The following is a 25,208-nucleotide window of genomic DNA, read 5'->3' as shown; positions in this document are numbered from 1 at the left end:
CCACACTAGAAGTTTCACTAGGATAAAGACTCGTTCATTCATTATCCACGAATGACACGAATTGCTTCACCGCGGTCTTTTTGATTGTATACTGCTGATCCAGCTACAAGTACATTTGCTCCTGCTTCAACACAAAGCCTTGCTGTTTCAGCGTTCACACCACCATCAACTTCAATTTCTACTTCTAGATTACGCTCTTTAACCATCTCTGCAACTTGTTTAATTTTCGGTAATACAGAATGGATAAATTTCTGCCCACCAAATCCTGGGTTTACTGTCATAAGTAATACCATATCTATATCTTCTAATACATGCTCAATCGTTGAAACGGGCGTATGCGGATTTAATACAACTCCCGCTTTAATGCCATGAGATTTAATTAACTGAATTGTACGATGCAGATGAGGGCACGTCTCTACATGAACAGTAATGATATCCGCTCCCGCTTTTGCGAAAGTCGGGATATAGTTATCAGGATTTTCAATCATTAAATGTACATCTAATGGTAACGATGTGATCGGACGGATAGCTTCTACAATTAATGGTCCAATCGTAATATTTGGTACGAAATGTCCATCCATTACATCGACGTGAATGTAATCCGCTCCGCCTTTTTCTACATCTTTAATCTCTTCCCCTAATTTTGAAAAATCTGCTGATAAGATCGATGGTGCAATTTTAATCATAACTAATACCTCGGCTTTCTCTCTCTAATTTCTTCTACGAATTGTTTGTAATTCTTATAACGATATTCTGTAATTTTTCCTTCTTCAACCGCAGTCTTCACGGCACATTTCGGTTCAGAAAGATGTGTACACCCTCTAAATTTACAGTATTGGCTCGCTTCTTTCAACTCTGGAAAACAATATGTAAGATCTTCTACCTCTATATCTATGAAATCAAGTGAACTAAAACCAGGTGTATCTGCAACTAGTCCGCTTCCAACCGCAATTAATTCCACGTGTCTTGTCGTATGTTTCCCGCGTCCTAAATGCGAGGAAATATCATTCGTTTTCAGTTCTAAATCCGGGCGTAAAACGTTAAGCATAGAAGATTTCCCAACACCAGATTGCCCTGCAACAACAGAAACACAACCTTCTAAGAATGGTTTTAAAATATCAATACTTTCCGATGTGTTTATAGAAGTAAATAATACATCATATCCCATCTCACGATAGTCATTCGCATAAGATTCAACAGTCTCTCTCATTTTTTCATCCACTAAATCCATCTTACTAATGCAAATAATCGGCTTAATGTTATGATATTCAATCAGCACTAAAAATCGATCTAACAGTCCCGGATTAAAATCTGGTTCTACTGCAGAGAAAACGAGAATTGCTTGATCCACATTAGCAATAGGAGGCCTAACAAGTTCATTTTTCCGATCAAATATTTCAAGCACGTATCCTTCACTTGGATTATCTGCTTGAAAAACAACTTGGTCTCCTACTAGTGGTGTAATTTTATTTTTTCTGAACACACCACGCCCGCGGCATTGTGTAATCCCTTCTTCATGCTGCACATAATAAAACCCACTTAGAGCTTTTACAATTTTACCTTCTGGCATATAATTCTCCTTTATTTTGTATAAAGTGAAACTGTAATTAATATTGAATGATTTAAAATTCTTTACATACTTATTTCAAAACCCGTCATATATACAAGTTAATATATTTAATCTACCATCAAATTTAATATATTATTTATCACAGTATCACTTTATAGCTTTTTGAATCATATATTTTTGCCTGTTATACAGTCCACTATATGTAGACAGCATAACAGGCAAGAGTAATACATTCCATCCCCTCTAGAAAGAAAATAGAAGTCATTATTATTGAGTTGGGTATGGTACTTCTTTGTCGATAATGGTTACACCATCTCGTACAATTTTATAGTGTCCTTTTGTACCTTCTTGAATTACAAATTCTAAAGAAATAGTTGCCGACTCTGAAATTGTTCTAGTTTCAATTGGTCTATCCATTTTTTGTTGCATGTCTTCTTTATAAATTTCAATTGTTTGCGGTTTTTTCTCACCTATTATAGAAGGCTCATACGGAATAGAAATATTATCCACTTTCACTGTTTTCGTTACTTTCGGCTTAGGACCCTCTGAGATAACAATCGTCACTTTATCTCCTTCTTTTAACGGCGTTCCTGGTTTTGGAGATTGCGAAATTACAAGTCCTTTATCAACAGTATCGGAATACTCTCGTTTTATATCTGGAGTTAGTTTTCTCTCATTCAAATAACCATTTACGCTATTTTCAGTCCATCCTGAAAAATCACCTGGTCTAATTTGATACGGACCTTTACTTACCCAAACTTTCAGTTCTTGTTCCGCCTCTACTACCATTTGATCCGGCGTAGGAATTTGCTCTACGATTTCACCTTTTGGCCTATCATTTTCAATATAATTTATTGTAACTTGTTTATATTTTTCTTCTAATTCAGCCCTTATACTCTCAAAATCTTTTCCTGTAAGATCACTCATCTTACTTTTCTTTTTTCCACCTGATTGATAGATAGTAATTTTAGAGTTTTCCTTCACGACTCTTCCTGCCACTGGATCTGTTTTTATCACATCACCGGTTTCAACATCATCTGTATATACAATATTAGGTTCCGTAACCTCAAAACCCTTTTCAACTAATGTATTTACTGCTGTCGTATATTTCATACCAGCCACATCAGGGACTTTTACATCTTTTGGAATAAAAAACCCTGGAATAACAGTAAGCGCTAACGTTATTCCAATCGCTAAAAGTAAAAATGTCGTAATTAAAACTTTAAGCCATTTATTACTTCGTTTTTTCTTCTTATTTAATTCCGTTTCTTCTTTTCTTGTCTGTTCATCCACTTTACTTCCTTTTAAAACAATTGTTTCATCAGTTACATTTCCGAATAATTGCTCTTGTTGAATAATGGGAATCGCTTTTGTCGCTTCCATATCTTCCGGTATGTAAAATGGCTGCTCATTTATCCTCTCTGGATATAACGCAGTTTCAATATCTCGTTTCATCGCATTGGCAGATTGATATCGATGAAACGGATCTTTCGCAGTTGCCTTTAATATAATATTTTCGACACTTTGCGGAATATTTTCATTCCATCTTTTAGGAGACGGAATTTCACTTTGTAAATGTTTTAAAGCTATAGCAACAGCAGATTCGCCAGAAAACGGTTGTCTTCCTGTTAACAACTCAAACATAACGATTCCTAGGGAATAAATATCTGATTGTTTATTCGCTATCCCGCCGCGTGCTTGTTCTGGTGATAAGTAATGCACTGAACCGAGTACCGAATTTGTATGTGTAATTGTTGTTGCACTTGTAGCTGTCGCAATTCCAAAATCTGTTACTTTTATTACTCCATCAGCTCGAATTAAAATATTGTGCGGTTTAATATCACGGTGCACAATTTCAAAATGATGGGCGTGTGCCATGGCGGATGTTAACTGCTCCATAATATCAAGAGCTTCTCCTATAGGTAACATCCCTTGCTCAATTATGTATTGCTTCAATGTTTGTCCTGGTACATACTCCATTACAAGATAATATATACCATCTTCTTCTCCGACATCATACATATTCACAATATTTGGATGCGACAACGTTGTAACAGACTGCGCTTCTCGATGGAAACGTTTAATAAACTCTTCGTTATTTGAATAGTCGAGTCTTAATATTTTTACCGCTACATCTCGGCCAAGTATATCATCATGAGCTAAATACACATTGGCCATTCCACCGCCACCAATCATTTTCAGTAGCTTATAACGGTCATTTAAGCGTTTTCCAATCAGCACGTTGCACTTCACCTACTTTCGTTTGTCGAACCCGCATAATCAATAAGAACAAGGGTGATATTATCTTCCCCGCCACGATCATTCGCCAATTGAATGAGACGTTGTCCCTTAGTTTCAAGCTGTTCATTTAACTGTAAAATTTGTTGCATATCAGCAATAGAAACTTTGTTAGATAATCCATCAGAGCAAAGAAGTAACTGATCATCTTCCTCAAGCACCAATGTTTTCACATCTAATCCGACTTTTTCTTCTGTTCCTAATGCCCTTAACAAAACATTCTTTTTCGGGTGATATTCTGCGTCTTCTTTTGAAATTTCACCATGTCTCACAAGTTCATTTACAAGGGAGTGATCTTCCGTTACAAGCGAGATTTCCCCCTCTGATACCATATAACAACGACTATCTCCTATATGACCTATTGTCACAAAGTTTGGCGTACAAATCGCTATTATAAGTGTTGTTCCCATACCATTACATTCTACATGTTGCTTAGCGTACTCATATATACGCTCATTAATAATCCCAACACTCGTATGTAACCACTCTTCTACTTTTTTTGGTTCATTCATATTATGCGTTTGCTTCCAATAATCATGGAATAATTGAATGGCCATCGAGCTAGCTACATCACCAGCTCGATGACCTCCCATTCCATCTGCTACTACCGCTAAAATATTTCCATCTAAATTGTGAAAAACTCCTGCACTATCTTCATTATGTTGACGAACTTTTCCTTTATCCGATAGAAACACGGCTTTCATCTCGTCACCTCGTCTCTTCTTTACGCTCCTTCGCACGTAACTGACCGCAGGCTGCATCAATATCATGACCTTGTTCACGGCGAATTGTTACATTCACTCCACGATCTTTTAACGTTTTTTCAAATAAGAAAATTTGTTCACGTGGCGTACGTACATAATCACGTTCAGGTACGTAGTTTACCGGAATTAAGTTTACATGACATTTTACACCTTTTAAAAGCGCAGCAAGTTCTTCAGCTTGCTCAACTTGGTCATTTTCTCCTCCAAATAAGCCATATTCAAACGTAATACGACGCCCTGTTTTATTTACATAGTATTTAACAGCTTCCATTAAGTCTGGTAGCTTATAAGCACGGTTAATCGGCATTAATTTTGAACGTAACTCTGTATTGGCAGAATGCAATGAAATCGCAAAATTAATTTGCATATCTTCTTCAGCGAACTTATAAATTTTTGGAACAATTCCACTTGTTGAAACTGTCATATGTCTTGCGCCAATATGAATTCCTTTTTCATGGTTTATAATGCGTAAGAATGACATTAAGTTGTCGTAATTATCAAATGGCTCTCCAATTCCCATAACAACAAGCGAACTTACACGTTCTTCTGTTTCATCAAGTGCACGTTGCACTTCTACTACTTGCGCTACAATCTCTCCAGCCTCTAAGTTTCGTTTTAACCCACCAAGTGTAGATGCACAGAACGTACAACCAATACGGCATCCGACCTGTGTTGTTACACAAATAGAATTTCCATATTCATGGCGCATTAACACTGTTTCAATAGAATAACCATCGTATAATTGGAATAAGAATTTAATTGTTCCATCAGAAGACGTTTGTTTTACCAATGTATTTAAAGTAGTAATATCAAAGGAATTCGACAATTTATCGCGTAATCCTTTAGAAAGATTCGACATGTCGTCATAATTTTTTACACGTTTTTTATATAGCCAATCAAAGATTTGTCCTGCACGGAACTTTGGTTCTCCTTGTTCCTTTAACCAATCTTGCATTTCATGAAGTTGTAAAGAATAAATTGATGGTTTCTTCGTTTCTAGATTTTTCTTTTGTTTTCTCACAGTCGTTTCCATGATGCTACACCTTCTTCCTTAAACAAGCAATATAAAAGCCATCTGTTGCAAAATAATGCGGTAAAATTCGTACTTGACCTTCATCAATATACGGATTTAACTTTTCTGGCATGCGATCTTTTATCGTAGTATCCCATTCAAATTCAGGATGCTCTTGTAAAAATTGCTTAATTACTTGTTCATTTTCTATTTTTTCTATTGTGCACGTACTATAAACAAGGCGACCACCTTGTTTTAACAATGGTGCTATTTTTTCTAGTATTGCAAGTTGAATCGTCGATAATCTTTCACTATCGCCTTTATCTTTACCCAACTTTATATCAGGTTTACGTCTAATCACACCAAATCCAGAACATGGTGCATCTACTAATATTTTATCAAATGTTTCATTTGCAAAGTGTTCTTGCACTTTTCTAGCATCTAGTGCTTTTGTTTCAACATTTTCTAGACCAAGTCGCTCTGCTTGTTGTTTAATTAAACGTACTTTGTGTGCATGTAAATCAAGAGACATAACTTGACCTGTTCCTTTTAATCGCTCTGCAATGTGCGTTGTTTTTCCGCCTGGAGCAGCACAACTATCAAGAACTACATCTCCCTCATTCGGTTCTAAAGCGCGCGCTACAAGCATAGAACTTTCATCTTGAATAGAAAGAAAACCTTTTTTGAACGCATCTGTATGCGCTACATTCCCTCTTTCAATTTGAATTGCATCCTCTGATAAATCGCCGCGCTTCGCTTCAATACCTTCACTAGCCAACAACTCAATTGCTTCTTCTACTGTTATTTTATCAACATTTACACGCGCTGTTGGTACTGGGGGTAACATATTCACTTCACACATTTTCTCAGCTGTCTCTAAACCATATTCAGAAGCCCAGTCTTGAACAAGCCACATTGGATGACTTGTTGCAATTGCCAAACGTTCTACTGGATCCTTGATTTCATCTAAAGAAGGTACCCCTTCTCTCTGAATCGAACGTAATACCCCGTTTACCATACCAGCAATCCCTTTATGCCCGCGACGCTTTGCAATCTCAACTGCTTCATGAATAGCCGCTCTTTCGGGCACTCGGTCTAAATAAATCATTTGATATAAAGATAAGCGAAGTAATACTCTTACCCACGCCTCAACCTTCTTTTTTAAAAAAGGCTGTAAATAATAATCTAATGTGTCACGACGTTGAATCGTTCCATATACAATTTCAGTTAACAAACCAATATCTTTTCTATCAATTGCATTTTTTTCAATTAGATTATTTAAAAGTAAGTTACTGTATGCACCACTTTTTTCTACTTGAATTAAGCCATCAAGAGCTAACTCACGAACATTTTGTCTCATGCATTTTCTCCTAACTTCGTTCCAATTTCAGGTTTTGTGCCGCGTAAAAATTGCGAACAACTCATACGTTTTTTACCAGAAGGTTGCAATTCAGTGATTTTAACACCTGTCTCATTACTTGTTGCAACAACAAATCCATCTTCTTCAAGAGCTACTATTGTACCTGGTTCAGCTTTCTCTGTAATAGAGACCTTCTCTCCCCACCATACTTTAATAACTTGTCCTGCCAAAGTCGTATAAGCAACTGGCCATGGATTCAATCCGCGAATGTGATTGTATACTTCTTCACCTGTTTTTGTCCAATCAATTTTCTCTTGCTCACGTTTTATATTATATGCAAACGTTACTTCTTCTTCGTTTTGTTTAATTGGCTCTAACTTACCTTGGATTAATAAAGGTACTGTTTTAGATAGAAGGTGTGCCCCTGCTTCACTTAACTTATCGAATAAAGAGCCTGTCGTTTCACGCTCTTCAATCTCCACTTCTACTTGCGTTAAGATATCACCAGCATCCAATTTCTCTACCATATACATAATTGTAATACCTGTTTTTTCTTTACCTTCCATAATTGCATAATGGATTGGTGCACCACCACGAAGTTCAGGTAGTAAAGAAGCGTGGACGTTAATACATCCATACTTCGGTGCTTCTAAAATTTCATTTGGTACAATCTGACCGAAAGCAGCTGTTACAATTAAATCTGGCTCTAATGCCAAGACTTGTTCATATTCGTCTTTTTCACGAATTCTTAACGGTTGTAACACCGGAATACCATGTTTTTCTGCTTCAACTTTAACAGGTGTAGGTGTTAATACTTTTTTTCTACCTACCGGACGATCGGGCTGCGTCACCACACCTATTACATCATAGCCATCTTCGATAAGACGACGAAGCACCGGCACTGAAAAGTCCGGTGTTCCCATAAATACTACTTTTATCATTAAAAAACCGCTCCTTTTAATACCTATTCTAATTCGTTTTCCTCATAATATCTTGTCACTTTCGATGTAAATAACACACCGTGTAAATGATCGATTTCATGTTGAATGGCACGTGCTAAAAATCCTTCTGCTTCTAGTAAAAATACTTTACCTCGGCGATTTTGCGCACGTACTTTAATATACTCCGCACGTTCTACTTCACCATAAAGTCCCGGGAAGCTTAGGCAGCCTTCGGGTCCTACTTGTTCACCACGTTTTTCTAGTATCGATGGATTGATTAACTCGATTTTCCCCGTATCATCATCGATATCAACTACCGCTACTTGCAAGCTTACACCTACTTGAGGCGCAGCTAAACCGACTCCGTCCGCAATTAACATTGTTTCATGCATATCTTTCAACAATTTCACTAACTTTTTATCAAAGTTAATTACTCTTTCACATGGTGTTTCTAACACTTCATTTGGATGCTTTACTATTTCTAAAACTGCCATATTTCCCTCCGCTACATTAACATTGTTGGATTAAAATCAATTGAGATTTGTAGCTCTTTTTGCATTTCTGCTTGATAATGTTCATTTACCATTTTGAGCACGTTCTTTAAGTTTGGTTCCCGTTTGTATTTTATCATGCATTGATAACGATATCTATCTTTTATCCTTGGAATTGCTGAGGCAACCGGTCCTAACACCATCGTTTGCTGCGTGCAGTGCGCCCGTAAATGACCGACAATTTTTTCCGTCACTTGCACTGCCTTTAATAATTCTGGATGAGATACTGTTACAAGTACAACATAGTAATAAGGTGGATATTGTCTTGTTCGTCTCATTTGCATTTCTTGATCAAAAAACACATCATAATGTTGGTTCTTTGCTAACTCTATACTGTAATGTTCTGGCGTATACGTTTGAATTATAACTTCCCCTGGCAATTCATGTCTGCCTGCTCGCCCACTTACTTGCGTCAATAACTGATACGTCTTTTCACTCGCTCGAAAATCAGGTAAGTGAAGCATCGTATCTGCAGTTAAAACCCCAACAAGCGTTACTTTAGGAAAATCTAATCCTTTCGCAATCATTTGTGTTCCAAGTAGTATATCTGCTTTTTCTTCCCCGAACGCCTTTAATAATTTTTCATGCATTCCTTTGCGACTTGTCGTATCTACATCCATTCGAATGACTCGTGCCTCTGGAAATAGTTTTGTAATTTCTTCTTCTACCTTTTGTGTACCTGTACCAAAGAAACGAATATATGTACTTTGACAAGCAGGGCACTCAGTCGGCATATTCTCTTCGTGACTGCAATAATGACATTTTAAACGATGGTTCATTTTATGATATGTCAGCGAGATATCACAATGCGGACATTGTACAACATACCCGCAATCACGACACATAACAAATGTAGAATGACCTCTTCTATTTAAAAAGAGCACCATCTGTTCTTTCTTTTCTAATCGATTTGCTATTTTTTCATGCAATGCCTTCGAAAACATGGAACGATTCCCGTCACGAAGTTCCTCACGCATATCAACAATCTCTACTGTTGGTAAAGCTTGTTCGTTCATACGTTTTTCCATCGTTAGTAATTCATACACACCTTTTTTCGCTCTCGCAAACGATTCAAGTGTCGGTGTTGCACTACCAAGAACGATAGGACATTTATGATATTGTCCCCTCCACACAGCTACATCCCTTGCATGATACCTCGGATTATCTTCTTGCTTATAGCTCGATTCATGCTCTTCATCAATAATAATGATTCCTAAATTTTCAAATGGAGCAAAAATAGCTGAACGCGCACCAACTACAACTTTCACTTCTTTTCTTAAAATCTTACGCCATTCATCATATTTTTCTCCAACAGACAGCGCACTATGAAGAACCGCAACTTGCGAGCCAAATCTACCTTTAAAACGATCTACCATTTGAGGCGTTAGTGCAATTTCAGGAACAAGCACAATAGCTTCTTTCCCTTTCGCGAGCACCGCTGCTATAGATTGTAAATATACTTCTGTTTTTCCGCTTCCCGTAACACCATATAGTAAAAATGGATTGTAAGTTTCATTTGTAATTGATGATAAAATCGGTGTAATAACTTGCTTTTGTTCCTCCGTAAGCGGGAATGGTTTCGTTTGTTCAAAATCATCATCGTCATACGGATTCCGATATACTTCCACATACTTTTCTGAGATGAGCCCTTTTTTAACAAGTGCTTTAATTGGAGCATCTGTTATTTGCAACTCTTCTGTTATCACTTTCAACGGCACACTTTTATAATTTTCCACAAAATAATAGAGTACATCTTGTTGTTTTTTACTTTTCAATTCAAATGCTGCTAATTCTAATTTATCTTCTGGCAACTCCGGTTGGATGACTCTTTGTTTCTTCTTTTGCACTTTATCTTTTACCTGATAAACAACTTCAATCGTGCCATTTTTAATTTCTTGTTGAATCGTGCGGTATAGATGTGGCTGCGTCTCAATAACTTCCCAATCTATCGCTTCTTTATCCTGAAATAAAAACAGCAGTTCAGGTGCTACAACTTCTTGTTTACGAAGTTGTAGACGCTTTTTATACGTCGCTTTTATCGCCGTTGGAAGCATGACTTGAAAAGCTGAAATCATATAACATAACGTTTCGCTTGTAAGCCAATATCCAAGCTTTAATAATTCCTCGTTTAAAACTGGTGTTACATCTAATATTTCATGGATTGTCTTTAATTTCTTACTTTCTACTTCAGCCGAATCTTTGATCCCAATAATAAAGCCTTGCAATTTCCTTGGGCCAAATGGAACTACTACACGCATGCCTGTCTGGACAATATCTTCCCACTTTTTAGGGATAATATAATCAAATGGTCGATCTGTCTGACGTGCAGGTACATCAACAATTACACTTGCAAATTTCATAGACGATCATCTTCTAACATCATTTCAATTTGCTTTAATATTTCACGAGCAACCTCTTTCTTCGTTAAAAGTGGCAACTCTATAATTTCTCCATCTTTTCTATACATTGTTACAATGTTCGTATCTGTACCAAATCCAGCTCCTTGCGCCTTTACATCGTTCGCAACAATCATATTCGCATTTTTCTCACGTAATTTTTTTGTTGCGTATTCCTCTACGTTTGTCGTTTCAGCCGCAAAACCGATAAGTAACTGTTTGTCCTTCATCTCACCTAACGTTTTTAAAATATCTACTGTTCTCTCTAGTTCGATTACAGCATCACCATTTTTCTTTTTCATTTTATTATCATGAACATATTTCGGACGATAATCTGCAACTGCTGCTGTTTTAATGACAACATCTACGTTTTGATACTGTTGCAGAACTACTTCTAACATATCTTGTGCAGATTCCACTTGTACCGTATTTACATGTAATGGCGGGTTTAATGCTGTCGGTCCCGAAACAAGTATGACATCAGCACCTAAGTTCGCTGCCACTTCCGCAATTGCATATCCCATTTTTCCAGAAGAAAAATTGGTCATGAAACGTACTGGATCAATCTTTTCACGAGTTGGGCCAGCAGTTATTAATATTTTTTTTCCTTGCAATGGTTTTTGTTCTGAAAAAGCCTCTTCTAACCGTGCAATAATTGCTTCCGGTTCTTCTAGTCTTCCCTTCGCTACATAACCACACGCTAAAAAACCTTCTCCAGGCTCAATAAATGTATATCCTAACGTTTTCAACGTCATCATATTTTTTTGTACAATTTTGTTTTCATACATATGCACATTCATAGCAGGTGCAATCCACACTGGGGCTGTAGTAGCTAACAAAGTAGTTGTAATCATATCGTCTGCAATACCGCCAGCTAACTTCCCAATACAATTGGCAGTAGCAGGTGCAACAAGTACTATATCTGCCCAATCTGCTAAATCGATATGCGCAATAACAGCTGAGTCTTTCTCATCGAATGTATCTGTATATACGTCATGGCGAGAAAGTGCTTGAAATGTAAGAGGCGTAACAAACTTCATTGCCGACTCACTCATCATTACTTTTACAATAGCACCAGCTTGTGTCAATTTACTAGTTAACGCAGCCGCTTTAAAGACCGCAATGCCTCCTGTTACACACAGAAGTATCTTTTTCCCTTTTAGCATATGGCTCGTCCTCTTTCTTTTTCAAACTTATAATACTGAAACAGAATTCCCAGTTCGTCAGTACCAATATTTCTTCCCTATCGTAAAAAAATAACAACCTACTTGTAAATAGGTTGTTACCGTTACATAGAAAATTATAAAGTCTATGTTTTAATTTGTCGAAAAGAATGTCTTAATCGATGATTTTGTCTTCGCTTGGTACATATTTTAATACTTCTGCATCGATTTCTTCTAGTGATTTACCTACACATTTATGAGAAACAGGTTGCTCGATAACACAGTTATCAGCAAGTTGCATTTCACGCGCACGTTTTGCAGCTACTGTTACAAGTGTATATTTAGAATCGATTTTTGTTAATAATGAATCAATTGATGGATTTAACATAATTATAGACCCTCCGTCATTTCTTTATAATATTTTGCTACTCTTTCGCGGCGGCAATGTTCACCAACCACAATTGCTTTAATTCTTTCACAAGCTAGTTCAACTTGATCGTTTTCTACAACATAGTCGTAAGCGTCCATCATTTCGATTTCTTCTTTCGCTACCGTTAAACGATTTTCAATAACATCTTCAGTTTCTGTACCACGACCGACAATACGGTTCTTTAGTTCAGATAAACTTGGAGGTGCTAAGAAAATAAATACACCTTCTGGGAATGCTTTCTTAACTTGAATTGCTCCTTGCACTTCAATTTCTAAGAATACATCTTTTCCTTCTTGTAATGTTTTTTCAACATAGTCAATCGGTGTTCCGTAATAATTACCTACGAACTCAGCCCACTCAAGTAATTTTTCATTACGAATCATTTCCTCAAATTCTTCTCTCTCTTTAAAGAAATAATCCACACCATCTACTTCACCTTCACGTGGCTTACGTGTCGTTACTGAAATGGAGTACTGAAAACGTGTATCCTCATGACTAAACAGCTCTTTTCGAACCGTTCCTTTACCAACCCCAGAAGGTCCTGAAAGAACGATGAGCAATCCTCTTCTACTTCTCATAAATATGTAAAACCTACCCTTCCTCACTTAAATCTTCTTTATTATTCAAACGATGTGCAATCGTCTCTGGCTGAATTGGACTTAATACCACATGCCCATCATCCATAACAATAACCGCCCTTGTTTTTCTCCCATACGTAGCATCAAGCAAAGCATTATGTTCGCGCGCTTCCTGTACTGTTCGTTTAATAGGAGCTGACTCCGGACTTACAATAGCAATAATTCGATGAGCAGATACAATATTTCCGTATCCAATATTTAAAAACCGCATGGCCATAGTTTGCGCCTCCTAGTAAGTCTATCCGATTTCTCCACCACGTATAACTTTATATATTTTTTGAAAGCTACTCAATATTTTGTACTTGTTCACGAATTTTTTCAAGGTTATTTTTCATTTCGACAACATATTTTGAAATTGTTAAGTCATTTGCCTTAGAACCAATCGTATTAATTTCTCTATGCATCTCTTGCACGATGAAATCCATTTTCCTTCCAACAGGCTCTTCAATCTGCAGTGTTTCACGAAATTGCTCTAAATGACTTTGCAAACGAACTAACTCTTCGTGAATATCACAACGCTCTGTAAAGATTGCGACTTCTGTTAACAATCTTTGTTCATCTAGCTCTTGATTATGTAATTCTTTTAAGCGATTTTCTAATCGTTCACGATATTTTTGCGTAACAATCGGTGCATGCGGAATAATTGCATTTACACAATTGTGAATCTCTTGTAAACGATACGCTATATCTTTATGTAATCGTTCTCCTTCGCCATCTCTCATCGTTTTTAACATATGAGCAGCTTGGCGAACAGCCTCATATAAACTGTTCTCAAATTGTTCATTTACATTTTCTACTTCTTCAATCGCTGTTACTTCTGGCATCGCCATTAATTGCTGAAGTGTAATAGAATCTTGTAATTGAAATTTTTCTTTTATATCTTCCATAATCGATTGGTACTGCTCAAGAAGCGACCAATTCACACTTAATTTTCTTTCAACAAGCCCTTCACCCGTTATACTAATAGACACTTCAATGCGTCCACGCCGAACTTGCTGTGCAATTATTTTACGAATTTTGTCTTCAAATACCATCATTTGCTTCGGAAGTCGAATACTCATCTCTAGAAAACGGTGGTTCACCGATTTCATTTCTACTGTAATTTGAAAAGTATCATTTTCTACTTTCGATCTTCCAAATCCTGTCATACTACAAATCATTTTTATCACATCCAAGCCATGAAATAACTCAATGAAAAAGGTAATAGAGACAAGGCTCTACTACCTTCTGTAAATTATATCACATTTTCATATCATTGACTATTTCAAGTTTAATCCCTTCTTATATAATACTGGCTTTTCCTTCTTCCCCTTTTTCCCTGTTAATAAAGAACCTACTAGTAAGAAGGTCGGAATTGATGACAAACCTCCAATTAACAACCAATCTCTCGCTTGTATTGGCATTGTACTAAAGATCGGTTGTAGCGGTGGGTAATATATAACCACTAACATTAACAGTAAAGAAATGATAACCGCTCCTACTAAATACACGTTCCCAAACGGATTACGGTGGAAGATAGAATGTTCGCTTCGGCAATCAAATACATGAATAAGTTGTGCAAGTACCAACGTCGCAAACGCCACAGTTTGTGCATATTTCAGTTCATTTGGATGTTGATTATATGCAATAATAAACGCCACTAACGTCACTGCTCCAATTAGAAAGCCACGACTTATAATTTTCCACGCGAGCCCTCTAGCAAATACCCCTTCTTTCGGATGACGCGGCGTTCTCTTCATCACGTCTCCTTCCGCCTTATCCAATCCTAATGCCATCGCCGGTAAACCGTCAGTAACTAAGTTCACCCATAAAATTTGAATGGGAACCATCGGCAGCGGTAATGCAAGTAGCATTGCAAATAACATGACTAAAATTTCTCCTACGTTCGATGCTAATAAATAACGAATAAACTTACGTATATTCTCGTATATATTTCTACCTTCTTTAATTGCTGATTTAATCGTAGCAAAATTATCATCTAGCAAAACAAGAGAAGAAGCTTCTTTCGCAACATCTGTTCCTGTAATTCCCATCGCTATCCCAATATCCGCTGTTTTTATAGCCGGCGCATCGTTTACTCCATCACCTGTCATCGCTACTATATGCCCTTTATTTTGCAACGCCTTAACAATTTTCAATTTATGTTCAGGTGATACTCGAGCAAATACATACGTATCTTCTACAACACTTTCTAGTTCCTCTACATCCATATTCGCGAGTTCTACTCCTTCAACAACACGTCCACCAGGTGGTAAAACCCCTAATTGTTCCGCAATTGCCATTGCTGTCACTTTATGATCTCCTGTAATCATCACTGTTCGAATACCAGCTTCTCTGCACTCTTTTACAGCCTGTTCTACCTCTGGTCTTGGCGGATCAATCATTCCCTGTATCCCGACCAACATAAAATCTTTTTCAACGTCTCTTTCATGTTCAATAGAATCTGTTACTTTTAATGGCTTAAATGCAACTGCAATTGTTCGAAGCGCTTGACTACCTAAACTATGAATAGCCGCCTGTACTTCTTTTCTATACAACTCACTTAACGGTTGCTGCTTATCCCCCCATAAAATCGTTTGACTCATTTGCAAGAGGACATCTGGTGCTCCCTTCGTAACAAGAAACTTCTTCCCCTCTCTATCTCGCACAATAACACTCATCATTTTTCGAGTTGAATCGAATGGAAATTCACGAATAATTTCAAATTTCCCTTTCAGCGCCTCACGCGTTATCCCCGCTTTCATTGCTGCAGCTACAAGTGCTCCCTCAGTTGGATCTCCATCTAATACATACGCCTTTTTCTTTTGAATAATATTTGCGTTATTACATAGTGAACCAAATGTGAGTAGTTGATACAGTGCTTTTGTTTTAGCTGGATCGAATTCTTTTTCACCTTTCAAAAAAGAGCCCTTAGGTTCATATCCTTGACCTGTCACTTTCCATAACTCTCCACCTGACCACATATGTGTTACCATCATTTTATTTTGCGTCATTGTTCCTGTTTTATCAGAGCATATAACAGAAGCGCATCCTAACGTTTCTACCGCTGGTAACTTCCTTACAATTGCTCTCTTTTTAATCATACGCTGTACACCAAGCGATAAAGCTACTGTAACGATTGCTGGTAATCCTTCAGGAATAGCAGCAACAGCTAGCGACACGCCTGCTAAAAACATATGATACACTTCATTCCCTTGATACACACCGGCTAATACAACAAGCGCTGTCAAAATAAGAGCCACAATAATTAATATTTTTCCGAGTTGCTCTAATCTTCTTTGCAGTGGTGTTTCCATTTGCTCTGCATTTTGTAACATATTTGCAATTTGGCCCATCGCTGTATTCATACCAGTTGCTACAACGACCCCTGTTCCAGCTCCTCGTGTAATCATCGTACCCATAAAAGCCATATTTTTTTGATCACCAATTGAAACATCTTGCCCCTGCAGAGCTTCTACCTTCTTCTGCACCGGTACTGACTCTCCTGTCAAAGCTGATTCTTCGATATATAAACTTGATGCCTCAACAAGACGTACATCCGCCCCAATACGATCACCACTAGAAAATTTAATGACATCACCTAAAACAAGTGCTTTAGACGGTGCTTTTACCCACTTTCCATTCCGCATTACAGTAACTTGCGGGGCGGCTAGCTCTTTTAAAGCTTCCAGTGACTTTTCAGCCTTTCTTTCTTGAAAAAAGCCAAGAATACCATTGATAATAACAATCGCAACAATCGCAATAGAATCAATGTATTCACCTAAAAAAGCCGAAACTATTGTTGCACCAAATAAAACAAGTACCATAAAATCTTTAAACTGCGCCAAAAATACCATCAGTGCAGAAGGCCTTTTGGCTTCATCTAATTCATTTGTACCAAATTTTTTTATTCGCCCTTCTGCTTCCTTCTCTGTAAGTCCAACCTTCACATTCGTATTCGTTCTTTCTTCCACTTCGTGTGCGCGCATTCCATACCAGTTCATCCCGCTATCGACCTCCTGATTCCAGACATACTCTATTGAAAGCTTATTCAGCCTCGTCCAAAAAAATGCTATAATTAACTTTTAGTTAGAAAGGAGTGTTCATTTATGGCATTCGATGGATTATTTACAAGAGCAATTACACATGAAATTGCAAATTCTCTTTACACGGGAAGAATTTCTAAGATATACCAACCTTCAAAATACGAGATTTTATTACATATTCGAGCAAACGGAAAAAATCAAAAACTAATTCTTTCCGCTCATCCGACATATGCACGTTTACACTTAACAAATCAAAATTACGATTCACCTGCACTTCCGCCAATGTTTTGTATGCTTCTTCGTAAGCATTTAGAAGGTGGGTTCATTGAAAAAATTGAACAAATTGATTTAGAGCGCATTATTCAAATTACAGTTCGTAGCAGAAATGAAATTGGTGACGAATCGCTAAAAACATTAGTAATTGAAATAATGGGACGACATAGTAACATCATTTTAGTAGACACAAAAACAAACAATATTTTAGATAGCTTAAAACACGTTTCTTTAGCGGTAAACCGACATCGAACTGTATATGCTGGAGCGGAGTATATTGCACCACCAGCACAACATAAAATTAATCCACTTCAGATTGAAACAAATGATGAATTTATTAGACCGCTAGACTTTCTATCTGGAAACATGGATAAACAGCTTGTCGGCACCTTTACGGGAATTTCGCCGTTATTCGCAAAAGAAGTCGTGAAAAAAGCGGGTATGGTAAATGAAAAAGCATTAGCGGACGCATTTTTCTCCATACAAAAACCATTACTAACTCATACATATTCACCAACAATGACTACTTCAAATGGGAAAGAATTCTTTTATCTTTTCCCTCTTGCACACTTACAAGGAAAAGACAAGACATTCTCATCTGTTAGTGAATTGCTAGACCGTTTCTTTTTCGGAAAAGCAGAGCGCGACCGAGTAAAACAACAAGCTTATGATTTAGAGCGCTTTATGCAAAACGAAAAAAATAAAAATGAGAAAAAACTCATTAAACTAGAAAAAACATTACAAGATGCCGGAAAAGCAGATAAATATCAACTATTTGGAGAACTACTTACAGCCAACATGTACGCTTTGAAAAAAGGGGATAAAGATATTGAAGTCGTTAACTATTACGACGAAAATGGCGGAACTGTAAAAATTACATTAGATCCTTTAAAAACACCATCTGACAATGCGCAACGCTATTTCCAAAAGTACCAAAAAGCGAAAAATTCAGTTGTTGTTGTAGAAGAACAAATCGAAAAAACAAATGAAGAAATTCTTTATTTTGATAGCTTACTTCAACAAATGGAAGCTGCTTCTTCAAAAGATATTGAAGAAATTCGTGAGGAATTAGCTGAAGAAGGTTATATGCGCAATCGTAAAACGAAAAACGCAAAGAAAAAGCCTACCAAACCAGTATTAGATAAATATTTAGCAAGTGATGGTACAGAGATTTTCGTTGGTAAAAACAATAAACAAAATGATTATTTAACAACGAAGTTTGCCCGTCGTGATGAAATTTGGTTACATACGAAAGATATCCCGGGGTCTCATGTTGTCATTCGTTCTCTTGAACCTACCGAAGAAACTCTGTTAGAAGCTGCTAAAATTGCTGCCTATTTTAGTAAAGCAAAAGATTCTAGTTCTGTTCCTATAGATTTCACCAAAATACGCCATGTCAAAAAACCGAGTGGTGCAAAACTTGGTTTTGTTACGTACGACAATCAGCAAACCGTATATGTAACACCTGATGCTGATACTGTAATGAAATTAAAAGCGTAAATAAAAAATGCGTTGCTTATAAGCAACGCATTTTTTACATTCGTTCACACTAGTTCATATACCCATTTACTAATTCATAACATCTTGCTTTCGTCATCTTGTATTTCTCTTCTGAAGCTTCTATACGCCTCATCGTTCCGTTATTTGTATCAGTACCAATTGCTTTAACTTTACTTTCTTTTTCTTTAACCCACGCAATTTGTTCCGTTTTTAACGACTGGAACGCATCAGGTGATATCGTACTTTTTAATGTACTGTAAATTTCATTTAGTTTATTATCCCACAGTTCATAATTTCCTTCTATTTCATTTACTATATCGTTTGTGGACATGGCATTTGTATGTTTTTCTTGTTTATCTATAGCAGCTAATTCGCTTAAAACATTTGCTCTATCTATCTTTGAAGAAGATTCTTTTTGCGATTGTTTCTCTTCTTTTGAGCCTGTATACGCACCCGAATCCTTTCTCTGTACTTGTTCTGTTTCTTGAATATTTCTTTCTTTCGTTACCTTTTCATACCTATTTTTATCTACATTGTATGAAATAAGAGATGTTTTCGCATTTACAGTAATTAATCCGTTACTATCTTTGAATATGTATTTCTTATCGCCACTATTTTCTTCACTTACAAATGACACATTCTTATCGTCTGGCATTTTTAAAATTCTATTTGCTTCTTCTTTTGTAAGTTTTAAATCTTCAGGAAAAACGAATGACCATTTATCCATTAACCATTCCCCTTCTTTATACACCAAATGAAATTCCCAATCTTGGGCCGCATGACCTATTTCATCTTCTAAACTTAATGTATGTACCGTTAAATTTTCTTTATCTTGTGAAGAAGAAAATCTTATTTCAGTTTGAAAATAATTTGGGAATGGTAACATATCAGTCTCTCTCGATCTATTAAAGTTATCAAGCAATTCAGGAAGCTGATTCTCTACAAACTTTTCTGAAACTAATCCCTTAACTCCTTTTTTAGCTGTCTCTAAATCCCCAGGATTATTTCGGCTCCATCCATTTTCTTTTTCCATCTCACTAAACGCATTTGCTATTCCATCTACACTCTTTCTTACAATCTTTTTCGCTTCTTTTTCTGTCACTTCTGGCGCTTCATCAAGCTGTTCAATCGTTTCATTTACTTGAACTTTGTGTTCACTTGTTTCACACCCCGTTATAACAAGCATACTAGCGGCCAAACAAAATGACATTACTTTACTTAATTTCTTCATATACTCACAATCCTTATTCCTTCATATTCGTTACGTTTCCCTATCTCTGAGAGAAATCTAACAATTACCTATTATATCAATAACAGTTGTTTATTTGTATATTAAATTTTATGTTATATCAGAATAAAACAAAGGACATACTTTCAAAATATATATACTAAAAAATCTCTTCTCCTTTTCTTCCATATTGTCAAAAAAATTGACAGTGCTCTTTCGAATTTGTATAAATTTTTTGACACCTTGTGAAGAAAGTGACATTTCGGTCGATATTTTTCTTATTCTCCCACTGATAATTGAAATAATCTGTATTTCACGAGCAGCCCATCACCCACAAATGGCAGGCTAAATTCCCTACCTAAAATATATGCAATTTCTGTTATCTTTTCTCTAAAAATATTTTTTGGCACGCTATTTGCTTTATTCAATACTGTGAATAGGGGGAATTAACATGAATTTGAAAATTAATAAAATCCAAAATCAACTACAAAACTATGAAATTGACGGATTACTTATTACAAAAAAAGAAAATCGTCAATATGCAACTGGCTTTACAGGTAGCGCTGGCGTCGTCTTAATCTCTGCGGATAAAGCTGTTTTTATAACTGATTTTCGCTATGTAGATCAAGCGAAATCACAAATAAAAGATGCTGAAATTATTATGCATAAAGGAAATTTAGAAAAAGAAGTTGCACATCAAATATCGAAATTAAACATTCAAAAACTCGGAATTGAAGAAAATAACATGACATTACAACAATATAAAAACTTACAAAAATATGTACATGCGGAAATGGTTCAAGTGTGCGAAATCATCGAAAATATTCGTATTATTAAAGACACGCCTGAAATAGAAACAATGAAAATCGCTGCTAATATTGCTGATGAAGCTTTTCGACACATCCTTACGTTTCTAAAACCAGGAATAAGTGAAAATGATGTACGAGATGAGTTAGAATTTTTCATGCGAAAAAAAGGGGCTACATCTTCTTCATTCCAAATCATTGTAGCTTCTGGCGTTCGTTCTTCACTTCCTCATGGAGTTGCATCAAATAAAATAATCGAACGAGGCGACATCGTTACATTAGATTTCGGTGCACTTTACGATGGATATTGTTCCGATATAACTCGTACTGTAGCAATCGGCGAACCATCAGAAGAATTCAAAAAGATATACAATGTTGTACGAGAAGCCTTAAAACGTGGAACTGAAGCAATTAAGCCTGGAGAAACTGCGAAAAGTATCGATGATATAACGAGAGATTACATCACTGAACATGGATACGGTCAATATTTTGGACACTCTACTGGTCATGGTCTTGGGTTAGAAATACATGAACCTCTTCGCCTATCCCAAGAAAGTAAAGCCACTTTAGAAGAAGGTATGGTTGTTACAGTGGAACCAGGCATTTATATACCAAACTGGGGCGGTTGTAGGATTGAAGATGATATTGTCATCACAAAAGACGGCTATGAAGTTATTACAAAATCAAATCGGGAACTAATTGTGATTCCTTGTTAAAATCATGACCTTTTTAAAAGGAGTTTTTCTCTACACATAGAATTCTTTCTCTGGAGTCATCGTTTAAAGAGGGGGCATTTAAATTGAATTTTGTAATTGATAAAATAGATGGTTTACAGCCTGAATTTTCCAAACTTGTTTCCATGATGAATTACGCTCGCTATACAACAATGCAGGCAGTGGAAGGTTTAACAATTGAAGAACTTGATTATTTATATGATGAGGAAGCAAATTCAATTGGCATGCTTTTGTACCATATGGCCGCTATTGAATTTTACTACCAGATTCATACTTTTGAAGACCGTGAACCAACGGAGGCTGAATTAGAACAGTGGTTACCTGCTATTGAGTTAGGATCTCTGGGACGCGAGAAAATAAAAGGAAACCCTATAGAATTTTACATAAACACATTACAAGAAATACGTTCCAAAACGATCGAGACTTTTCAATCGTTACCTGATGAATGGCTATTTAAAACGACAGAATTTTGGTATGACAAACCAGCGAATAACTATTTTAAGTGGTTTCACGTATTTGAAGATGAAATCAATCATCGTGGACAAATTCGTTTAGTTAAAAAGATGCAAACAGCTCATTCAGTAAAATGAGAAAATGCCACCGAATAAGGTGGCATTTTCTTTTATTCATTAACGAATAACTTTGCGTTTACTTTTTTAGCAACTACCGCTATCGATATTAAAATACATATTAAGTATAGCAATTTCGCAATAAACAACCACCCTTGAAACATTACAATTCCATCTATTATCTCATTTCCTTTCAATAACAAAAATGGAATCGTGCTAATTATAATGACAAACTCGATGCTGAAAACAATTTTCTTTTTTCGGCTATATGCTTTCCATTCATTCCAGCGATACATAGGTGCAAAAATCAATACTCCTATACATAATATAACTGGTACCCATTCACTTTTAAGAAATTGCCCTGAAATAACTGATAATAGTAAACAAACGAGCACACCATAATACCCTATCTTCTCTCTCATTCGTACCCCCCATTCTACTTCTTCTTTAATATGTAACTTACTATACTTATAACAATTCTTAGAAAAATAACAACTACAATTACAATATAAAGACCTTTTGCTGAAGACATCCATTCTTGAAAAATAGACATTTTCTCCATTTGTTTCTGCCCTTCTATTAAAAGGAACCCTACGAAAAATGAGCAAACAACAGTGACACCTATCATAATTCCAATACTTTTCTTGCTATATTGTTTCATATCATCCCAGTTATATAACAGTACAAAAACAAACCCGAAAACAGGTATGATACTTATCCATTCATTGTTTGTAAACAGATTTAAAATGATTAATAGACTACAAGATATGATAAATCCCCAAAATCCAATTTTTTTGTGCATAAGCCCTCCTTTAATTCCATTTTTAGGATTAATTGTATTGTAACATCCATTTTCTCTTCTTACCATTACAGTACATGAAATTTCACTTTTTTTCTTTTTCCTATACTCACATACTTTCACCGCTTTCATACAATAAACTACACGAATGCCTAAAGGATGTGAATGTTATGGGAGTTGAATTAACGCTATTACATGCTCTCTATATTCTTTGTTTACTCACTATTATTACTTTTTTTATTCTCAGGAAAGATACGACGATTATTTGTATCGTTTTTATCTTTTTATTAGCATTAACTGCTACAAGTTCTATCCCTCTTGCCATTAGCGGTATTTTTCAAAGTTTCATTTATGCCATTACTGAGCTATTACCAACTATATTAATCATCTCCATTATCGTATCAATGAGCAATTTACTCGTTCATACTGGCATAAATGATACGATGATTTCACCATTTACAAAAATGATTCGTACCCCTACCCTCGCCTACTGGATTATCGGACTTTTAATGATGACAATTTCTTTCTTCTTTTGGCCTTCTCCAGCTGTCGCCTTAATGGGAGCTATTTTATTACCCGTCGCTGTACGCGTCGGTCTTCCGCCAATTGGAGTTGCCATTGCTATGAACTTATTCGGACACGGCATCGCCTTATCTGGTGACTTCGTTATTCAAGGTGCACCGAAATTAACTGCAGATGCTGCTGGTCTTCCTGTTTCCAGCGTTGTTTCTGCTAGTGTTCCCCTCGTTATCGTTATGGGGATTGTAACAACTTCCGTCGCATTTTTCTTCTTGCGTAAAGAATTTCATACAGGCTTATCTATACAAGAATCTATTCCATCAACTGAGTCTTCTAAAACGCTCACTTCATTATCTTCTCGGACAAAAAAATGGCTCGCTATCTGTATTCCGATCGTATATGCCATCGATATCCTTTGCATGATTCAATTTAAACTACAAGGAAGCGATGCAACTGCACTTATCGGCGGGACGACTGTTATTATGATTATCATTATTTCCCTCATCGCCTACAAAGGAAATGGGCTGAATAAAACGACCGATTATTTTATAGAAGGGCTCCAATTTGGATTTAAAATCTTTGGTCCAGTTATTCCAATTGCTGCACTCTTTTATTTAGGGGATAGCGGTTTTGTAAAAATTATTGGAGACTATTTACCGAAAGGTTCACATGGAATCATTAACGACTTAGGAATCGCCTTATCTCAAAATGTTCCTTTAAACCAATATGTATCGGCAGGAACATTAACTATCGTTGGTGTTATAACAGGATTAGATGGATCTGGATTTTCAGGTATATCGCTTGCTGGTTCGATTGCTAACCTTTTTGGAACAGCACTTGGGCATGGAACAGCTACATTAACAGCACTCGGGCAAATCGCAGCAATCTGGACGGGAGGCGGAACATTAATTCCTTGGGCGCTTATTCCTGCCGCTGCCATTTGTAAAGTTGATCCATTTGAACTTGCACGCCGAAATTTTTTACCTGTTGTGATTGGCTTAATTGTCACCACGATCGTTGCGATGTTTATTTTATAACGTAAGTAAGTGTTCTCTTGCTTACGTTTTTTATTGTGAAATCCATCATTTATTACTGACCTCCAAAAGGGATTATGGATATATTAGCGAAATTATATTAAGAGAGTATTTACTTCAAAACGTTTACGAGAAACAGATTACTTCCATTAGAAAAGGGGACATAACTATGAATGAATTGATTTTCGTCTTATTAATTTGTCCATTACTTATCTTTATCATTTCTGTTATTGGAACACGCAAGACGAAAACGTATTACGTAATGCCGATTGTAACGTTTGCTAGTTTTTTAATAATAGGTGTTATCGCCTTTACTCCTAAATTTTTCTTTTGGGTTGGCATGTACAGCATCTTCTCGTTTATCGTTTCTTATATGACTCTATTGTTTGTAAGAGGATATGAGATTGCAGAAAGCAATAGGTAGTTATTAGTAGGGAGATTTTCTTTGATATCGATGGAACTCTTTACTTGATTATGACTCCGCTGAGAGAAATGGTATTTTACATTTCTTCCAGCGCTGGAATGCATGGTATTCAGTTAAACCGGAACGACTCACTGCTAAAATACGATGTGCTCACATACGTTCTTTACGTGAATT

23 protein-coding genes and 1 pseudogene are annotated in these 25,208 nt (G+C 36.4%); 6 read left to right on the top strand and 18 right to left on the bottom strand.

Annotated features, from left to right (window positions below; all coding sequences use genetic code 11):
- Nucleotides 1-41 precede the first annotated feature (41 nt).
- The 15 genes from rpe to KVT31_RS04125 all read right to left on the bottom strand — a co-directional run bounded on the left by rpe (nt 42) and on the right by KVT31_RS04125 (nt 17,106).
- On the bottom strand, nt 42-686 hold the full coding sequence (rpe, locus tag KVT31_RS04195) for a ribulose-phosphate 3-epimerase (protein ID WP_076539726.1): 645 nt from the start codon (nt 684-686) through the stop codon (nt 42-44).
- Nucleotides 687-688: 2 nt separating this feature from the next.
- Nucleotides 689-1,570, bottom strand: a complete 882-nt coding sequence (gene rsgA, locus KVT31_RS04190; RefSeq protein ID WP_088097503.1) for a ribosome small subunit-dependent GTPase A — start codon at nt 1,568-1,570, stop codon at nt 689-691.
- Between the two features lie 267 nt (nt 1,571-1,837).
- A complete protein-coding gene (prkC, locus tag KVT31_RS04185; protein WP_088097504.1) occupies nt 1,838-3,811 on the bottom strand; it encodes a serine/threonine protein kinase PrkC in 1,974 nt (657 codons plus the stop codon).
- Between the two features lie 8 nt (nt 3,812-3,819).
- A complete protein-coding gene (locus tag KVT31_RS04180; RefSeq protein ID WP_088097505.1) occupies nt 3,820-4,572 on the bottom strand; it encodes a Stp1/IreP family PP2C-type Ser/Thr phosphatase in 753 nt (250 codons plus the stop codon).
- Nucleotides 4,573-4,576: 4 nt separating this feature from the next.
- Nucleotides 4,577-5,665, bottom strand: a complete 1,089-nt coding sequence (gene rlmN, locus KVT31_RS04175; RefSeq protein WP_000450538.1) for a dual-specificity RNA methyltransferase RlmN — start codon at nt 5,663-5,665, stop codon at nt 4,577-4,579.
- Nucleotides 5,666-5,669: 4 nt separating this feature from the next.
- Complete coding sequence (gene rsmB / locus KVT31_RS04170; protein ID WP_088097506.1) at nt 5,670-7,004, bottom strand: 16S rRNA (cytosine(967)-C(5))-methyltransferase RsmB; 1,335 nt, start codon at nt 7,002-7,004, stop codon at nt 5,670-5,672.
- Entirely contained in the window at nt 7,001-7,945 is a 945-nt protein-coding gene (gene fmt / locus KVT31_RS04165) for a methionyl-tRNA formyltransferase (RefSeq protein WP_088097507.1), read from the bottom strand. Before fmt ends, rsmB begins: the two co-directional genes overlap by 4 nt.
- A 23-nt stretch (nt 7,946-7,968) precedes the next feature.
- Complete coding sequence (gene def / locus KVT31_RS04160; protein WP_076539735.1) at nt 7,969-8,439, bottom strand: peptide deformylase; 471 nt, start codon at nt 8,437-8,439, stop codon at nt 7,969-7,971.
- A gap of 11 nt (nt 8,440-8,450) precedes the next feature.
- A complete protein-coding gene (priA, locus tag KVT31_RS04155; protein WP_088097508.1) occupies nt 8,451-10,856 on the bottom strand; it encodes a primosomal protein N' in 2,406 nt (801 codons plus the stop codon).
- On the bottom strand, nt 10,853-12,058 hold the full coding sequence (gene coaBC, locus KVT31_RS04150; RefSeq protein WP_088097509.1) for a bifunctional phosphopantothenoylcysteine decarboxylase/phosphopantothenate--cysteine ligase CoaBC: 1,206 nt from the start codon (nt 12,056-12,058) through the stop codon (nt 10,853-10,855). Before coaBC ends, priA begins: the two co-directional genes overlap by 4 nt.
- 172 nt (nt 12,059-12,230) lie before the next feature.
- The gene (rpoZ, locus tag KVT31_RS04145) at nt 12,231-12,443 is read right to left on the bottom strand and encodes a DNA-directed RNA polymerase subunit omega (RefSeq protein ID WP_000933964.1); all 213 of its coding nucleotides are present in this window, start codon (nt 12,441-12,443) and stop codon (nt 12,231-12,233) included.
- Nucleotides 12,444-12,445: 2 nt separating this feature from the next.
- Entirely contained in the window at nt 12,446-13,063 is a 618-nt protein-coding gene (gene gmk / locus KVT31_RS04140) for a guanylate kinase (RefSeq protein ID WP_001257740.1), read from the bottom strand.
- A gap of 13 nt (nt 13,064-13,076) precedes the next feature.
- Nucleotides 13,077-13,340, bottom strand: a complete 264-nt coding sequence (gene remA / locus KVT31_RS04135; RefSeq protein ID WP_001251456.1) for an extracellular matrix/biofilm regulator RemA — start codon at nt 13,338-13,340, stop codon at nt 13,077-13,079.
- Between the two features lie 67 nt (nt 13,341-13,407).
- The gene (locus KVT31_RS04130; RefSeq protein ID WP_088097510.1) at nt 13,408-14,283 is read right to left on the bottom strand and encodes a YicC/YloC family endoribonuclease; all 876 of its coding nucleotides are present in this window, start codon (nt 14,281-14,283) and stop codon (nt 13,408-13,410) included.
- Between the two features lie 99 nt (nt 14,284-14,382).
- Nucleotides 14,383-17,106, bottom strand: coding sequence for a calcium-translocating P-type ATPase, SERCA-type (locus KVT31_RS04125; protein WP_088097511.1), 2,724 nt, complete (start codon nt 17,104-17,106; stop codon nt 14,383-14,385).
- Nucleotides 17,107-17,211: 105 nt separating this feature from the next.
- Between KVT31_RS04125 and KVT31_RS04120 the strand changes: the two genes are divergently transcribed.
- Nucleotides 17,212-18,921: an Rqc2 family fibronectin-binding protein gene (locus tag KVT31_RS04120; protein ID WP_088097512.1), complete on the top strand. Its 1,710-nt coding sequence runs from the start codon at nt 17,212-17,214 to the stop codon at nt 18,919-18,921.
- 49 nt (nt 18,922-18,970) lie between these two features.
- Here the strand turns inward: KVT31_RS04120 and KVT31_RS04115 are convergent, their stop codons facing one another.
- Nucleotides 18,971-20,152, bottom strand: coding sequence for a lysozyme inhibitor LprI family protein (locus tag KVT31_RS04115; protein WP_088097513.1), 1,182 nt, complete (start codon nt 20,150-20,152; stop codon nt 18,971-18,973).
- A 448-nt stretch (nt 20,153-20,600) separates the two neighbouring features.
- On the opposite strand from KVT31_RS04115, the gene KVT31_RS04110 reads away from it, so the two are divergent.
- Together KVT31_RS04110 and KVT31_RS04105 are read left to right on the top strand one after the other, a co-directional pair.
- On the top strand, nt 20,601-21,671 hold the full coding sequence (locus tag KVT31_RS04110) for a M24 family metallopeptidase (protein ID WP_088097514.1): 1,071 nt from the start codon (nt 20,601-20,603) through the stop codon (nt 21,669-21,671).
- An 83-nt stretch (nt 21,672-21,754) separates the two neighbouring features.
- On the top strand, nt 21,755-22,279 hold the full coding sequence (locus KVT31_RS04105) for a DinB family protein (protein ID WP_088097515.1): 525 nt from the start codon (nt 21,755-21,757) through the stop codon (nt 22,277-22,279).
- A gap of 32 nt (nt 22,280-22,311) precedes the next feature.
- Here KVT31_RS04105 and KVT31_RS04100 read toward each other — a convergent pair whose 3' ends face one another.
- Complete coding sequence (locus KVT31_RS04100; protein WP_088097516.1) at nt 22,312-22,680, bottom strand: YoqO family protein; 369 nt, start codon at nt 22,678-22,680, stop codon at nt 22,312-22,314.
- 14 nt (nt 22,681-22,694) lie between these two features.
- On the bottom strand, nt 22,695-23,126 hold the full coding sequence (locus tag KVT31_RS04095) for a YoqO family protein (RefSeq protein ID WP_170930158.1): 432 nt from the start codon (nt 23,124-23,126) through the stop codon (nt 22,695-22,697).
- A gap of 101 nt (nt 23,127-23,227) precedes the next feature.
- Between KVT31_RS04095 and KVT31_RS04090 the strand changes: the two genes are divergently transcribed.
- The 3 genes and pseudogenes from KVT31_RS04090 to KVT31_RS30675 form a co-directional block, all read left to right on the top strand.
- The gene (locus KVT31_RS04090; RefSeq protein WP_088097517.1) at nt 23,228-24,613 is read left to right on the top strand and encodes a hypothetical protein; all 1,386 of its coding nucleotides are present in this window, start codon (nt 23,228-23,230) and stop codon (nt 24,611-24,613) included.
- Nucleotides 24,614-24,779: 166 nt separating this feature from the next.
- The gene (locus KVT31_RS04085) at nt 24,780-25,034 is read left to right on the top strand and encodes a YbeF family protein (protein WP_088097518.1); all 255 of its coding nucleotides are present in this window, start codon (nt 24,780-24,782) and stop codon (nt 25,032-25,034) included.
- Nucleotides 25,035-25,048: 14 nt separating this feature from the next.
- Nucleotides 25,049-25,146: pseudogene (locus KVT31_RS30675) on the top strand (HAD family hydrolase); the annotation flags it as partial.
- Nucleotides 25,147-25,208 lie beyond the last annotated feature (62 nt).

Origin of the sequence: Bacillus sp. GbtcB14 (genome assembly GCF_019091205.1) — a bacterium.
Taxonomy (GTDB): domain Bacteria; phylum Bacillota; class Bacilli; order Bacillales; family Bacillaceae_G; genus Bacillus_A; species Bacillus_A cereus_AG.
Note: the sequence above shows the minus strand (reverse complement) of the source record. Positions and strands in the feature narration are given on the sequence as shown.

Bases quoted from the DNA above. Each gene is read 5' to 3' on its own strand.
- rpe (WP_076539726.1), bottom strand. From the start codon at position 686: ATGATTAAAATTGCACCATCGATCTTATCAGCAGATTTTTCAAAATTA.
- rsgA (WP_088097503.1), bottom strand. From the start codon at position 1,570: ATGCCAGAAGGTAAAATTGTAAAAGCTCTAAGTGGGTTTTATTATGTG.
- KVT31_RS04180 (WP_088097505.1), bottom strand. From the start codon at position 4,572: ATGAAAGCCGTGTTTCTATCGGATAAAGGAAAAGTTCGTCAACATAAT.
- rlmN (WP_000450538.1), bottom strand. From the start codon at position 5,665: ATGGAAACGACTGTGAGAAAACAAAAGAAAAATCTAGAAACGAAGAAA.
- rsmB (WP_088097506.1), bottom strand. From the start codon at position 7,004: ATGAGACAAAATGTTCGTGAGTTAGCTCTTGATGGCTTAATTCAAGTA.
- fmt (WP_088097507.1), bottom strand. From the start codon at position 7,945: ATGATAAAAGTAGTATTTATGGGAACACCGGACTTTTCAGTGCCGGTG.
- def (WP_076539735.1), bottom strand. From the start codon at position 8,439: ATGGCAGTTTTAGAAATAGTAAAGCATCCAAATGAAGTGTTAGAAACA.
- priA (WP_088097508.1), bottom strand. From the start codon at position 10,856: ATGAAATTTGCAAGTGTAATTGTTGATGTACCTGCACGTCAGACAGAT.
- coaBC (WP_088097509.1), bottom strand. From the start codon at position 12,058: ATGCTAAAAGGGAAAAAGATACTTCTGTGTGTAACAGGAGGCATTGCG.
- rpoZ (WP_000933964.1), bottom strand. From the start codon at position 12,443: ATGTTAAATCCATCAATTGATTCATTATTAACAAAAATCGATTCTAAA.
- gmk (WP_001257740.1), bottom strand. From the start codon at position 13,063: ATGAGAAGTAGAAGAGGATTGCTCATCGTTCTTTCAGGACCTTCTGGG.
- remA (WP_001251456.1), bottom strand. From the start codon at position 13,340: ATGGCCATGCGGTTTTTAAATATTGGATACGGAAATATTGTATCTGCT.
- KVT31_RS04130 (WP_088097510.1), bottom strand. From the start codon at position 14,283: ATGATTTGTAGTATGACAGGATTTGGAAGATCGAAAGTAGAAAATGAT.
- KVT31_RS04125 (WP_088097511.1), bottom strand. From the start codon at position 17,106: ATGAACTGGTATGGAATGCGCGCACACGAAGTGGAAGAAAGAACGAAT.
- KVT31_RS04120 (WP_088097512.1), top strand. From the start codon at position 17,212: ATGGCATTCGATGGATTATTTACAAGAGCAATTACACATGAAATTGCA.
- KVT31_RS04115 (WP_088097513.1), bottom strand. From the start codon at position 20,152: ATGAAGAAATTAAGTAAAGTAATGTCATTTTGTTTGGCCGCTAGTATG.
- KVT31_RS04110 (WP_088097514.1), top strand. From the start codon at position 20,601: ATGAATTTGAAAATTAATAAAATCCAAAATCAACTACAAAACTATGAA.
- KVT31_RS04100 (WP_088097516.1), bottom strand. From the start codon at position 22,680: ATGAGAGAGAAGATAGGGTATTATGGTGTGCTCGTTTGTTTACTATTA.
- KVT31_RS04095 (WP_170930158.1), bottom strand. From the start codon at position 23,126: ATGGTAAGAAGAGAAAATGGATGTTACAATACAATTAATCCTAAAAAT.
- KVT31_RS04090 (WP_088097517.1), top strand. From the start codon at position 23,228: ATGGGAGTTGAATTAACGCTATTACATGCTCTCTATATTCTTTGTTTA.
- KVT31_RS04085 (WP_088097518.1), top strand. From the start codon at position 24,780: ATGAATGAATTGATTTTCGTCTTATTAATTTGTCCATTACTTATCTTT.